Origin of the sequence: Marinobacter sp. M3C (genome assembly GCF_023311895.1) — a bacterium.
In the GTDB taxonomy this organism is placed as follows: Bacteria; Pseudomonadota; Gammaproteobacteria; order Pseudomonadales; family Oleiphilaceae; genus Marinobacter.
This window is the reverse complement of the sequence record NZ_CP092284.1, coordinates 2744148-2756809: the sequence shown is the minus strand read 5'-3', so window position 1 is coordinate 2756809 and position 12662 is coordinate 2744148. Positions and strand designations below refer to the sequence as shown.

Genomic DNA, 12662 nt, shown 5'->3' with positions numbered 1-12662 from the left:
TCAGGCGTGTTCGATCAGCAAAGAACATAAAGGCCGATTGATGTAGTAGTTCGCGCGACCGATTTTTTCCTTATGAAGAAAATCGTGCTCAACCAGTTGGTCCAGATATTTTGTGGCTGTGATGCGGCCGACGCCCAGCTCATTCATGACGAACTCGATTTTGGTATAGGGGTGACTGAATAGATTGTTTAGCAATTCCTGGCGGTAGATTTTTGGTAACTCATCTCTCATACGATGCTTGTACTGTTGCATCAGCGTTCTGATTTTATGAATTAGTTGAATGGTTGTTTGTGCGGTTTGAGATATGCCTTCCAGCATATACAGCAGCCAGGGCTCCCAGTTGCCGGTGTCACGAACATCCTGTAATTGCGAGTAGTATTCACCTTTGCTGCGGATGATGTAGCCGCTTAGGTAAAGCACAGGAAGGTCTAGCAGACCTTTGGCGACCAGATACAGGATGTTCAGAATTCTCCCGGTTCGACCATTGCCGTCGTAAAAAGGGTGGATGCTCTCGAACTGGTGATGAATGATGGCCATTTTAACCAGAACATCCGCATCACATTGTTCGTCATCATTTATGTAGGTCAACAGGTTACCCATCATCTCTTCAATTTCAGCCGCTTTTTGGGGAGGCGTATAAACAGTCTCGCCGGTGCGAGCATTTTTCAGGTCGGTGCCTGGCAGCTTGCGAAAGCCAGCGTTGTTCTTTTCCAGATACTGCTGCATGGCGAGAATATCGTGTAAGCGAATCAACTTTTGTGCTTTGACGACCCGGAAGCCTTCCTGCAAAGCATGGGCGTAATCTTGGACCTCTTTCGTAGCAGGGTTGGCAACCGCTTCCGTAAACAGGTTTGCTTTGTATATTTCATCGTGTGTTGTCACGATGTTCTCAATTTCAGAACTGTCCTTAGCTTCTTGCAGTGTCAGCGTGTTAATCAGGATAATTTCGTTCGGAATTGTGGCGGCAACGCCTTTGAGTTCAGCCAGGTAGCGGTGAGCTTCTGCGGTCTTTTTCAGCACGGCACGGCTTTCATAATGCTCGATATTCTTAAGAGGCAGTGGTTTCAGGTCTGGCATCGTGATTGTCTCGGTTTGGCTGTTTTCTATAGGTGTCGATAGTTCTGTATGTATAAAAGCCAATATTCTATATATGTCGGCACGGATATGCATAGAAAATTGAGAAAACTATACATGACGGTGGTTGTTCCGCTTTTTTCGCCAACTCAGCTTTGGAACGATGACCTATGTCGATAAAACGTCATTAAATCGACATAGGTTGAAGCAATGTCGATGGAATCAACACAGCTTCATCACGCCGACTGCAACGGCCGAATTGGCAGTTTCAGGTGGGGTGCGGAGCGGTCAAATTTGACCGTCACCCTGGCCAGACAATGCTTTCTCCATCTGTGGGCGCGCCCACAACTCTGGGGTATCCCCTTATCCACCCGAAAACCCAGCCTGCTATCGACGGTCAAATTTGACCGTCCAGGTCACAGTCGCCGAGGTGGAGCTAGGTTGTGTGCGCGCACACAGAATGCGGTGGGTGGTGAGTCCACAGTTTTAGGTGAAGCGCGAAGCGGTCAAATTTGACCGAAGATGGCCGCGATGTAATGCAGCGCTTTTGGTGCGGAGAAGATTTGCCGACCCTAGCGTGGAAGCCTAGCGCACCTTCACCTACTTCGAAGTCGTTGATGAATCCTACAGATGGCATGGGCCAACCTACCAAGTTTGGGCTTATACCGCATTGGCAAATTTCGTTAAGTTTTTTTCCTGAACCCAAGAACGTACAAGCAAAGCTCTGAGTGCCTAGCTTATGGTTTCTAAACGGGTTAGGGGCCTTCGAGCAAATAGGGTTCCGAGCGAGGTAGTGGCAAAGGATGTCAGGACAGGAGTCAGAAAATGGAATCAGCAATTCCTCGCAAACGTGCCGCGATCATCGGATCGGGAAGCATAGGGATAGATTTGATGTACAAGGTTATGCGTTCTCATCATCTCGATCTGAGTATGGTGATAGGACGAAGTCCGAATAGCGAGGGTTTGGCTATGGCCTGCGAGCTGGGCATTGCAACTTCGGCCGATGGCATTGAGTTTTTGGCTCGGCACGGCAACGAGATCGACATTGTCTTCGACGCGACCTCTGCGCAATCGCACAGAATTAACGACCAGGTATTTCGTAAAGCCAACCTGTTAGCAATCGACATGACCCCGGCGAAAGTCGGTGCGATCTGCGTGCCGTCGATCAATCTGGACAGCATCGCCAACGAACGCAATGTGAATATGGTCACGTGCGGCGGCCAGGCAAGCGTTCCATTGGCCTATGCGATTTCACAATCGTTCCAGTCCCTGGAGTACATCGAGGTCGCGTCGACAATCGCATCGGACAGCGCCGGCATGGCGACTAGGGAGAACATCAACCAGTACATTTTGACCACCGAGCAAGCATTGCGGCACTTCAGCGGCGCTGGTATGGCGAAGGCGATTCTGAACATTAACCCGGCCAAACCCGGCATCGACATGCAGACGACGGTGTTCGCCAAGGGCAGCTATGAATGCATCGAGAAGGTTCGGGCAAGTGTCAGGCAGATGGTTGCCCGCGTTCAACGATACGTGCCTGGTTACCAGATGGTTCTAGAGCCCATTGAGTCGAAGGGCCACCTGACCATGAGCGTAACGGTGCGAGGCAGCGGTGATTACCTTCCCGCGTACGCAGGTAATCTTGACATTATTAACTGCGCAGCTATTGCCGTCGCCGAATTCCATTCTGCTTGCTGGGAGCGGACCGCCGCATGATCACTATTACTGATTGTACTTTGCGCGATGGCAACCATGCCGTCCGGCACCAGCTTTCAAAAGACCAGATTCGTCAGTATGCCGAGCAGGCCGATGCCGCTGGCATCGACATAATTGAAGTGGGGCATGGTAACGGACTTGGAGGTTCTTCGGCGCTGCTGGGGGTGAGTAGCATCGACGACCGGCAAATGCTTGAGACGGCCAGAGCGGCGATCCAGCATGGACGGCTGGGTGTTCACTTCATCCCGGGGCTGGGCAAATCGACAGACCTTGAACTTGCAATCGAAGTCGGCGTTGATGTCTTCCGTATTGCATCTCACTGCACCGAAGCCAACATCACCGCCTCTTATATCGAATTCGTCAAGAATCAGGGCAAGACCGTATATGGCGTCCTGATGATGACCCACATGGCTGAGCCCAATGTACTTGCCAAACAAGCATCGCTAATGGCGGGCTACGGTGCCGATGCGGTCATTCTCATGGATAGCGCAGGTCATCTGACTCCTGACGATGTGCGCTGGCGGATCCAGGCAATACAGCAGTTGACTGAGACGAAACTGGGCTTCCATGCGCACAACAATCTGGGCATGGCTGTTGCGAACTCCATCGCGGCTGTCGAGGAGGGAGCTCAATTGCTGGACGCTTGTATCAAGGGTTTTGGCGCCGGAGCTGGCAATACTCAACTTGAGCCCCTGATCGCAGTGCTCAATCGCTTGGGGTATCGGACTCAATGCTCATTTGAAGCGGTCGCCGGGTTGGCGTACACCTCGGAACATTATCTGGATTGCCTGACACCACACATTGGCGCGGCCAATATCGCCAGTGGCATTCACGGCCTGTTCTCTGGGTTCGCGCCACATATAAAACGCGCAGCGGAGCAATTTAGAGTGGACGAATTTGAACTCTATCAACTGCTGGGTCAACGCAGGTTAGTGGCTGGACAGGAAGACATTATCGTCGAGACCGCGGTCAGACTTTCCACCGCCAACTGATCCCCACTTCAGGAATTTAATCGATGGCTGTCATTGATAAGCAGGACACTCGCTCGCCCATGATTCATGAAAAGGTAGCTTATTGGGCGACTGAAACGCCTGATGCTGTCGCCGTACGCAGTGCATTCGAAACATTGACCTATTCACAGATGGATTGCGAGTCTAACGCCCTTGCTGACTATCTGTCCGCCCAAGGGATTAAGGCGGGGGATCTGGTCGGGATTTTTTTCCAGCCGTCCGTGTCGACGCTGGTCTGCATTATCGGCATTCTCAAGTGCGGTGCCGCGTATGTACCGCTGGATGTAGCCAATCCAGCCTCTCGACTGACGCTGATGATTCAGCAACTGCCGAATCTCAAGCTTATTTTCGCTTCAACGAAGACCACCGACATTCTCAAGGAAATGCCTCTGGCGGTCGCTGAGATCGAATCCTTGCGTCGGCAACTGGCAGAAGCCCCGGTGGCTGGAGCTCTCGCCTCGACTGTCCGTGAGGACGATCTTTGCTACACCGTGTTCACCTCGGGCACCACTGGCATTCCCAAAGCGGTGGCCATTACTCATCGCAGCTGGGCAAATCTGATCGACTGGCATGTCCGCGAATATCGCCTCGACCAAGAGGCCAGCGGCATCCTGGTCTCGGCATTCGGTTTCGATATTTCCCAGCGCAGCCTGATAACGCCGCTGTATTGCGGGGCGGCAATTTCACTCACGATCAGTTCCGTGTTCGATGGCTACGAGATTGTCGATATCATCGAGCGTCATCGGATCCGCAGCATTCACTTAGCGCCGAGCTCGCTCTACCTGATCATCCAGGCTGGTCAGGATGGAGATCGCCTAGCGACGCTAAGGCATCTGTTTATCGGCGGCGAGACACTAGCAACTGCACGAGTGATGGACTGGGCCCGGAAAAAAGGCCCCGCATGCAACCTCATCCACCAGTACGGCGTTGCTGAATGCACGGATGTTGCGACGTCTTACACCATGTCTGACTACCAGGCCTATCTGGCCGAGGGCATTCCTATGGGCAGTCCCGTCGGCAATTGCCGCGTAGACATTCTTGATGAGGAGGATCGCCCGGTCGTCATGGGGGGCGTTGGCCAGATCGTGATTTCCGGCATGGGTGTCGGCAGAGGCTATCTGAACAACCCCGTTCTGCAGGCAGAACGCTTCAGGGACGTGCCCATTGATGGCGTTGTTTGTCGCGCCTACTTCACCGGGGATTACGCTCGACGCGTCTCGGATGACAAGTCGATCTGTCTGGGGCGACGGGATAACCAGATTAAGATCCGCGGCATGCTCGTGAACCTGTCCGAGATCGAGAATGGGGTCCGCAATGTATTGCCGGCGGTTGAGGATGCAATTGTTTTGAATACCCAGACCGTCGCTGGCCAAGATCCTGAACTCACCGCCTTCGTGGCGACCGCAGACGAACTGCCTGCGCTTCGTGAAATCGGCCACCGGCTCGGAAGTCTTCTGCCCCGCCATATGCACCCACGGCGCTATGTGGCCTGCAAACAGTTCCCACTGACCCAGAACGGCAAAATTAATCGCCAGGCCCTGTTGGGTATGGTCTGAAAAAAGCCTACCGCATCATCCAAAAAAGGAAGCATTACATGACACAAATGGACCAGAAAATTTCTGCTACGACCGGATTACCTGCAAGCGCCGTCATCACTGACGACATACAGAAGGATATTGAGTTCTTCGAAAAAAATGGCTTCATCGGTCCGATCAAGCTGTACGAACCGGATGAGGCGGCAGAGATCCTTCGTGCATTACGGGCAGCCAACCATGACCGCTCGCACATTCTTTATAACAACAACATGAACTATGACCGGCATTTCGATATTCCCGAATTGTCCAAGCACATCATGCACCCGACTATTCTGAAATACCTTCGCGGAATTCTCGGCGCCGACCTGTTGTGCTGGCGTTCGGAATGGTTCGCCAAGTTCCCTGGAGGCCGGGGTACTGAATGGCACCAGGTCCGTGACTACAGTTACACCGACGGTAGCCCCCTAATTGTACCGACCCAGACCGACTGGAACGCCTACATCGATTTGACCGTGTGGACCGCGTTCACACCTGCGACCAAGGAAACTGCGTGCATGCGCTTCCTGCCGGGCTCGCACAAGAAGTTCTACTACGACGAAAAGAAAAGCGTCTCCACCGGTCGCAACGGCGATTACCGGCACACTCAGACCGATACCGGCTTCTTCGGCTACGACTTTTCCGAATTTAAGGTTGATCCATCTTGGGATCCGGAAAGTGCAAACCCGGTGGACATGGAATTGCAAGCCGGTGAGTGCGTGATCTTCACCGCATCCTGTGCTCACGCTTCTCATAACAACTCCACGGAGCGGCAGACCCGACTGGCAATTTCTGGCCGTTACGTTCCCACTCACGTGCGAGTCTATCCGGATCTCAAGAGCTATAACGCGCATGGCGAAACGTTTGGCCTGGCGGACTATGCGACGGTGCTGGTGTCCGGCACGGACACTTACGATCACAACAAAATCCGCAATACCAACAACCTCGATCAGATGTTTTCGTTCTCTCAGGCAGAGGAGAAAACCCCATGCTGAACGCCATTCACAAAATCTGCGCCGAGGTACTCGATTACCCGGATCTGAAGGTGGACGAGGACTTCTTCGATGTCGGTGGACACTCTCTGATGATGGCGGAGATCCAGCGTCAATTGCATGAGAATTTGAAAGTCCACATCAACATGGAAGCGCTGTTCCGCAATCCTACCGTGATCAACCTTAGCAAGGCGATTCACTTGACTTTGACCGAGCAAGCGGGCTAACCCCGGGCGGCCCACGTCGACTGAGTGGGCCACCCGATTTGGAGACAAGAACATGAGAACTTTCGCGTTGTTGGAGCAGCCGCAAACTGGCGAAGCTGCCGACCTGACCTTCAAACGCGGCTCGCTATTTGCCGCTTTCATGAGCCGAGCGACCCAATGTGTCCCTGTCAATGCCGACAAGATTGAGGCGGCCCAACACCTGAATCGGCTCCTGGAAAATGGTCAGGTGCACTTCAACCCGCTTGAAGATGGCGCGTTCGAGGCGTTCTACGGTCCGTCTTGCGACGCCACAGTGCAGATTTCCACCCAGATTCCGTTCTGGTCGGAGAAGATCGTCTCGAAAATCCGAAAATCCGTGCGTCAGTCCCAAGGGGCAATCTGCTCGTTGCAGATGTTCGACTCGCAAGAGTCCATCGACGTTTTTGTTACTGACTGGAGCTCCTGTACGGCAGCCTGTGCCATCGCGGTGCACAAGTATCACTGGTTCACACGTCGTCTGACTGATCGCCCCGACGCCGACAATTACTTCACAGGTGCTTATGTACGCAATCCGCTGACAGGCGATCTGATGTCCGTCTGGGTTGCGGACTGGGTCAAACCCGACTTCGGCACAGGTGCCGTACTGGTCAACCCAGCCCACAACAAGACCGACCTTGAGTTCGCCAGACGGGTCGGCCTGCCGATCCGCTTCGGCCTCTCCCTCGACGCGCAGGTCGATGAGCACTCGATGCCGATCCCGCCGGTGCTCAAGACGGGCTTTGCCATCCGTACCGGCTGGCTCGATGGAAAACCTGCCTCGCAGGTGCACAACGACACTGTCAATGTATTGCTTCGCAAAGGTAGCGCTCGATTGCACGAAGACCGACGCATTCCCGGCGAGTCGATTGCCCGTATCGAACAGACCTCGTCGGACCGTGCAGAGCTGTATTGGAGTCCGCAATACGGGACGTTCCATCAGGAAGCTGCGAAGGGGTTGCCGGTACGTGTCGACTTCAGTCCAAGCTTCCAGGCGGCCGTGACCACAGTCAGGCATCGACCCGACCATCTGCAAGTCGATGCATCGATCCAGAAAAAGAACATCGGCGTGCTTGCTGGGCTCATTTTCGATCTGGGTGGCGTTGAGGCGTTTGTCCCGCTGACGCTGCTCGAATCCGTCGAGTATGCCGGCAGTCGCAGTGGCGGCGATCCGGCGGTGGATCTTGCCCTGCTGGTCGGCGAAGAACCGGAAAAGGTGCTGGTAATTCGCAAGGCCTTGATCGACCAGATCGACAGTTTTCTCAACGGTTGCCAGAAGCTTTCCGCGCGCCTAGGAGAGAACGGAGTGCTGCCGCCGGCACAGGTGAACGCTGCGCTGGTTCAGGGAGATCCTGTCTCCGCCTTCCGTACCTTTTACCAATGGCAGAAGCAGATGGTCGTCAACGACGACGTGATCGACCAATCCGCCTACACCTCGATTCTTTCAACGTTCGGCCTGCAGTCGGCCTAAGTAGGAGATCACGATATGGAAATTTTCCTCTACGCCTTCAGCGTCATGTACAGCCCAGGTCCAGTCAATGTGATGGGACTGAACGCCGGACTCACCGGGCAGTTTCGCCGCACGGTCGGTTTCTTCATTGGGGTCGGTTGCGCGATGTTCGCTCTGTTCCTGATTTTTGGTTACACCGGCGAGGCGTTGATTTCGCGTTCTGCGCTGCCTTATCTGGCGCTGATCGGCGGGCTTTACACCCTGTATCTGGCCTTCAAGGTTTTTACCTCGACCGTTGTTCTGCCAGGGAAGGCTGAGGCAGCAGGTCAGCCGACAGACAAGCCTCTGACGTTCTGGAACGGTTTTCTCATCCAGGCCTTGAATCCGAAAGGGATGATGGTGGTGTTGCCGATTACGACGGTGATGTTCCCCGCCGCTCATGTCACGGGCTCCAGCATCGCGCTGGTCTCCACCATGATCGCGCTGGGTGGTGCGGGGGCTCCGGGTATCTATTCACTGCTCGGTGCCGTACTCGGCAAGCGAATCTCCAATGAGTCTTACTTCAACTTCTTCAATCGACTGATGGGTATCGCGCTGGCGGTCTGCGCAGCTTTCATGCTCTACGACTTCTACATACACATTCAAGGACTCTGAGATGCTTAAGCAACAGCCTGTGATCAACTGGGGGACCGTCCCGCAAGAGCAGTTGGGTGACTTGATCGTGCGTCAGATCATCAGCGGCGACGAATTGATGATGGTCAAGCTGACCATGAAAGCCGGTGCTGTGGTCAAGCACCACCGCCATCCTAACGAACAGATGACTTACATTCTCAAGGGTAAGATCCGGTTTACTCACGGTTTGGAGATGGAGCAGAGCACAACATTGTGCGCGGGGGATGTTCTCCACTTTCCGGCTAATGTCCCGCATGCAGCCGAGTGCCTGGAGGACACAGTCGACCTTGATGTTTTTACTCCACGAAGGCATGACTGGTCTGAAGCGAATGGCAACGCCTATTTTGAACAGCCAGTAGAGGCGTGCGATGAGTAGTGCGCCATCGAGCAAGTGGCTCCAAAGAACAGTTCAACCATCTGCGCGAAGCCGCCTATTGTGCTTTCCATTTGGCGGCGGCAGTGCCTCGTTCTATCGAGACTGGCAAGCAATGCTAGGTTCGCAGGTCGAGGTCTGCGCTATCCAGTTACCGGGACGAGAGTCGCGTTTTAGCGAGTCATTTACCACTGATATCAATGACCTACTGCCACCACTCGCAAATGCAGTGTCCGACCTGTTCGATCTGCCCTTTCACCTGTTCGGATACAGCCTGGGCGCTGGTATAGCGCAAAAATTTGCCAGTTACTGCGATGCGTTTTATCCCAGCGCGGAGATACTTTCACTCACTGTGTGTGCCTGCTCAGCCGCGCCCGAGCATCGCCTGCGCTCATCAGCCATGAGCGACGAGCAGTTCATGAACTACATCATGGGGCTTGGAGGGCTCCCCGATGAAGTCGCCGCTAACCCCGGATTGCGCTCAATCGCCTTGAGGACTTTGCGCAGTGACTTCACGCTCTCCGAAAGCATTAATCTTGCTGACGCCGACCCGGTGGCGATACCGACTCTTGCAATCGGCGGCGACCAAGACCCGTCTGTGCCGATCGCCGGGTTGCAGGCGTGGTCGGGCAAGACCACTGGCAACTTCGTCCGACAGGTTTTCCCTGGAGGTCACTTTTTCGTTCGTCAGAACTTACCGAAAGTTCTGGGCGCCCTCCGAGATTTCATCGCCTTGTGACTACGATTGGATCGCCCTTGAAATGGACTTCATTAACGTGTTTCTCAATATCACCACAGGTGCATCGTTGATTCTTCTGATGCCAGGTCCCACCAACACCTTGCTAATGACTTCCGGTTACACGTGCGGTCCTGCCCGGACATTGCCACTGATCGCCACCGAAGCGCTCGGCTACAGCATTGCGATCAGCGTTTGGGGCTTCGTACTCATTGCATTGTCCGAACGCTATTCGGGCATAGGCACGGCAGTGAGGCTGCTCTGTGCGGCCTATCTGGCGTTCTTGGCTTGTCGCATTGCTTCGATGAAACAGCTGGCGAGCGAGTCCCACCGTCCGGCAGTGAGTTCTAGGTCACTGTTGACCGCAACCTTACTTAATCCAAAGGCGCTGTTGTTTGCCTCCGTGGTATTTCCACGGGAAGTTTATGACACGGCGGAACTCTACAGTTGGGCTCTGTTGTCCTTCCTCTTGATCGCGGTGCCGATAGGGTTCGCCTGGGCATGGCTGGGGCAAGTGGTACGGACTGCACCGAGCCACGCCATGCAACGCTGGGTACCGAAGTTGATCGGGTTATCGCTGTTGTCCTTCTCTCTCTACCTGACTTACCCGGCATTCAAATGAACGATACCGACGCGCAACGAGTAGTCTTTCGCTCCCATGGTTCACCTTCCGTGCTGGAATTTGAGTCGTTAACGCTCAAACCTTTGGAGCTCGGACAGGTCCGGGTTCGCAATCAAGCGATAGGTGTGAATTTTATCGACACCTATTTTCGCTCCGGATTGTATGCGCCTCCCGCATTGCCTTCGGGCCTGGGCACAGAGGGGGCCGGTACGGTGGTCGAGTGTGCCGAGGATGTGCAGCAGTTTCAGCCGGGTGACCGGGTCGCCTATGTCCAATCGACTCTGGGCGCCTACTCCACTCACCATTGCTTAGATCAGCGCCATCTCGTCCACCTGCCGGACGACATCAGCTTCACAGCCGCGGCGGGCGGATTGCTCAAGGGGCTCACGACCCTTTGTTTATTCAACCAGGTCAGTCGGCCGAAAAGCGGTGATACCGTGCTGTTTCACGCCGCTGCCGGTGGAGTCGGGCTGTTAGCCTGCCAATATGCCAGGAGTAAGGGGGTCCGCTTGATTGGCGTGGTTTCAAATGAAGCCAAAGCCGAGCAGGCACGTTCGGCGGGTGCATGGGAAACTGTACTCACAGGGGAGAATATCGCTGAGAAAGTCCGCCACCTGACCGGTGGCAAGGGGGCGCGATTCGTCTATGACTCGGTCGGCCGCTCCACTTGGCGATCCTCGCTGGATGCCACTGCATCCTGCGGGCATCTCATCAGTTTTGGTAATGCATCGGGACCCGTTGTAAACGTCGCTTTGGCCGAGTTGGCGCGCGCGGGGTCACTTACAGTCAGTCGCCCTATACTCTTCGACTACATCAGCGACCCTGCTGCGCTGCAAGCCGCAGCGCTGGAGTTTTTTCAATGGTTGCGAGAGGGTTTGAACGTTCGAGTGGGGGCGACATATGCGCTCAATGAGGCTGAACAGGCGCATCTATTGTTGGAAAGTCGTAACACTACCGGATCTATAGTGCTTGTACCGTAGACGAAAGCTTCATACTGACCCATTATGATGGCGTTACACCAGCAAGCTAAGGATCAGCACTATGTCAGGTACATTAATAAGCCAGGTAGTCCGGCCATGATAGAGTTTCCATCTCCCAAGGACTGGGTTAGACACTCGCCGCACTCCTCCAAACTCGAACGACTGGAGGCCTTTTTCTGCGCACACGGCTTTGACCCTCATCGTCACGACACCTATGCCATTGGCCGCACTCTTTCAGGTGTCCAGAGTTTCCGCTACCGGGGAGAGAATCGAAACAGTCTGCCAGGGGAAACTCTGGTGCTGCATCCAGATGAAGAGCATGACGGTCATGCTGGCAGCGATTCAGGTTTTCGCTACCAAATGCTCTATATCACTCCAGAGTTAGCCCAGCAGGTCCTACACGGAAAACCGCTTCCGTTCCTGAAAGGGGGCATATCCAATGATCCTCGGTTTGCTGCGGTGACAGATAACATCCTTGCCGCACTGGATGACCCGCTCGATCCGCTGGAGGAAGACGACGCCATTTTCCAATTATTCACTACGTTGCAGGCTGTATGTGGTGAGCGCGCCGCTAAGGGAACCAATTGCTTCAGTGCAGCTGATAGAGCGCGTGAGTACATGAACGACAATATCCAACAGCCAGTCAGCCTAGATGACTTAGCCGAATGCACCGGACGGGACAAATGGAGTCTGTCAAAAGATTATCGAGTCTATTTCGGCACAAGTCCCCACCGCTACCTGACGATGCGCCGTCTAGATCGAGTGAAGTCTGCGATCTTTGCTGGAAAATCACTGGTTGAGGCCTCGGTCGAAGCAGGATTTTTCGATCAGAGCCATATGACGAAGCATTTTAAAAAAGCATTTGGTGTATCACCGGCGCGTTGGTGCCGACCCAAAGATCGAGATCTGATCTAAGTTTTCACAATGCTGGAGAATTCGAAACCTTGACTCGTAAGGAACTAGGTAAGCATATGACGAAACGTCCCTGACGGTACGATGTAAGTGCCCGGCCACCCAGAATATTAGGCGAAAAGTTCTGAGCACACTCGTAAAGCTCGCGGTGTGAGCAGCGAGTGAAGTCGACTGGAGAGCGCTCAGCCGAAAATACGACGTATGAATCGCCCCTAGTTTCTCGACACTCACCATACTCTGGCAGACTGCTCCCGGCCCCCTAGGCATGCCAACCACCACCCGCTTTCGGCCAGAAGGAGGCGCCCAGAAATA

The 12662-nt window shown here is 54.2% G+C and carries 13 protein-coding genes; 12 read left to right on the top strand and 1 reads right to left on the bottom strand.

Going from position 1 to position 12662, the window contains the following annotated elements; translation table 11 throughout:
* On the bottom strand, window positions 1-1077 hold the full coding sequence (locus tag MIH18_RS13035; protein WP_249012578.1) for a Fic family protein: 1077 nt from the start codon (window positions 1075-1077) through the stop codon (window positions 1-3).
* Between the two features lie 822 nt (window positions 1078-1899).
* Here MIH18_RS13035 and MIH18_RS13030 point away from each other — a divergent pair.
* The 12 genes from MIH18_RS13030 (at window position 1900) to MIH18_RS12975 (ending at window position 12353) form a co-directional block, all read left to right on the top strand.
* Window positions 1900-2790, top strand: coding sequence for an acetaldehyde dehydrogenase (acetylating) (locus tag MIH18_RS13030; RefSeq protein WP_249012577.1), 891 nt, complete (start codon window positions 1900-1902; stop codon window positions 2788-2790).
* A complete protein-coding gene (gene dmpG, locus MIH18_RS13025; RefSeq protein WP_249012576.1) occupies window positions 2787-3782 on the top strand; it encodes a 4-hydroxy-2-oxovalerate aldolase in 996 nt (331 codons plus the stop codon). The genes MIH18_RS13030 and dmpG overlap by 4 nt, the downstream gene beginning before the upstream one ends.
* A gap of 23 nt (window positions 3783-3805) precedes the next feature.
* The gene (locus tag MIH18_RS13020; protein ID WP_249012575.1) at window positions 3806-5356 is read left to right on the top strand and encodes an amino acid adenylation domain-containing protein; all 1551 of its coding nucleotides are present in this window, start codon (window positions 3806-3808) and stop codon (window positions 5354-5356) included.
* A 38-nt stretch (window positions 5357-5394) separates the two neighbouring features.
* Window positions 5395-6366 carry a chlorinating enzyme gene (locus MIH18_RS13015; protein ID WP_249012574.1) on the top strand — a complete coding sequence of 324 codons (972 nt, stop codon included), beginning with the start codon at window positions 5395-5397 and terminating at the stop codon, window positions 6364-6366.
* The gene (locus tag MIH18_RS13010; RefSeq protein ID WP_249012573.1) at window positions 6360-6590 is read left to right on the top strand and encodes an acyl carrier protein; all 231 of its coding nucleotides are present in this window, start codon (window positions 6360-6362) and stop codon (window positions 6588-6590) included. The genes MIH18_RS13015 and MIH18_RS13010 overlap by 7 nt, the downstream gene beginning before the upstream one ends.
* A gap of 52 nt (window positions 6591-6642) precedes the next feature.
* Entirely contained in the window at window positions 6643-8076 is a 1434-nt protein-coding gene (locus MIH18_RS13005) for a class I tRNA ligase family protein (protein ID WP_249012572.1), read from the top strand.
* A 15-nt stretch (window positions 8077-8091) separates the two neighbouring features.
* Window positions 8092-8709 (top strand): LysE family transporter, encoded by a 618-nt coding sequence (locus tag MIH18_RS13000; protein ID WP_249012571.1) that lies wholly within the window; start codon window positions 8092-8094, stop codon window positions 8707-8709.
* 1 nt (window position 8710) lies between these two features.
* On the top strand, window positions 8711-9103 hold the full coding sequence (locus MIH18_RS12995; protein WP_249012570.1) for a cupin domain-containing protein: 393 nt from the start codon (window positions 8711-8713) through the stop codon (window positions 9101-9103).
* Entirely contained in the window at window positions 9096-9839 is a 744-nt protein-coding gene (locus MIH18_RS12990; RefSeq protein ID WP_283164720.1) for an alpha/beta fold hydrolase, read from the top strand. The genes MIH18_RS12995 and MIH18_RS12990 overlap by 8 nt, the downstream gene beginning before the upstream one ends.
* A 22-nt stretch (window positions 9840-9861) precedes the next feature.
* The gene (locus MIH18_RS12985) at window positions 9862-10458 is read left to right on the top strand and encodes a LysE family transporter (protein WP_249012568.1); all 597 of its coding nucleotides are present in this window, start codon (window positions 9862-9864) and stop codon (window positions 10456-10458) included.
* Window positions 10455-11438: a quinone oxidoreductase gene (locus MIH18_RS12980; RefSeq protein WP_249012567.1), complete on the top strand. Its 984-nt coding sequence runs from the start codon at window positions 10455-10457 to the stop codon at window positions 11436-11438. Before MIH18_RS12985 ends, MIH18_RS12980 begins: the two co-directional genes overlap by 4 nt.
* A 96-nt stretch (window positions 11439-11534) precedes the next feature.
* Entirely contained in the window at window positions 11535-12353 is an 819-nt protein-coding gene (locus tag MIH18_RS12975) for an AraC family transcriptional regulator (protein WP_249012566.1), read from the top strand.
* The last annotated feature ends 309 nt before the right edge of the window (window positions 12354-12662 follow it).

Coding starts and splice junctions, on each gene's coding strand:
- MIH18_RS13035 (WP_249012578.1), bottom strand. CDS start 1,077: ATGCCAGACCTGAAACCACTGCCTCTTAAGAATATCGAGCATTATGAA.
- MIH18_RS13030 (WP_249012577.1), top strand. CDS start 1,900: ATGGAATCAGCAATTCCTCGCAAACGTGCCGCGATCATCGGATCGGGA.
- dmpG (WP_249012576.1), top strand. CDS start 2,787: ATGATCACTATTACTGATTGTACTTTGCGCGATGGCAACCATGCCGTC.
- MIH18_RS13020 (WP_249012575.1), top strand. CDS start 3,806: ATGGCTGTCATTGATAAGCAGGACACTCGCTCGCCCATGATTCATGAA.
- MIH18_RS13015 (WP_249012574.1), top strand. CDS start 5,395: ATGACACAAATGGACCAGAAAATTTCTGCTACGACCGGATTACCTGCA.
- MIH18_RS13010 (WP_249012573.1), top strand. CDS start 6,360: ATGCTGAACGCCATTCACAAAATCTGCGCCGAGGTACTCGATTACCCG.
- MIH18_RS13005 (WP_249012572.1), top strand. CDS start 6,643: ATGAGAACTTTCGCGTTGTTGGAGCAGCCGCAAACTGGCGAAGCTGCC.
- MIH18_RS13000 (WP_249012571.1), top strand. CDS start 8,092: ATGGAAATTTTCCTCTACGCCTTCAGCGTCATGTACAGCCCAGGTCCA.
- MIH18_RS12995 (WP_249012570.1), top strand. CDS start 8,711: ATGCTTAAGCAACAGCCTGTGATCAACTGGGGGACCGTCCCGCAAGAG.
- MIH18_RS12990 (WP_283164720.1), top strand. CDS start 9,096: ATGAGTAGTGCGCCATCGAGCAAGTGGCTCCAAAGAACAGTTCAACCA.
- MIH18_RS12985 (WP_249012568.1), top strand. CDS start 9,862: ATGGACTTCATTAACGTGTTTCTCAATATCACCACAGGTGCATCGTTG.
- MIH18_RS12980 (WP_249012567.1), top strand. CDS start 10,455: ATGAACGATACCGACGCGCAACGAGTAGTCTTTCGCTCCCATGGTTCA.
- MIH18_RS12975 (WP_249012566.1), top strand. CDS start 11,535: ATGATAGAGTTTCCATCTCCCAAGGACTGGGTTAGACACTCGCCGCAC.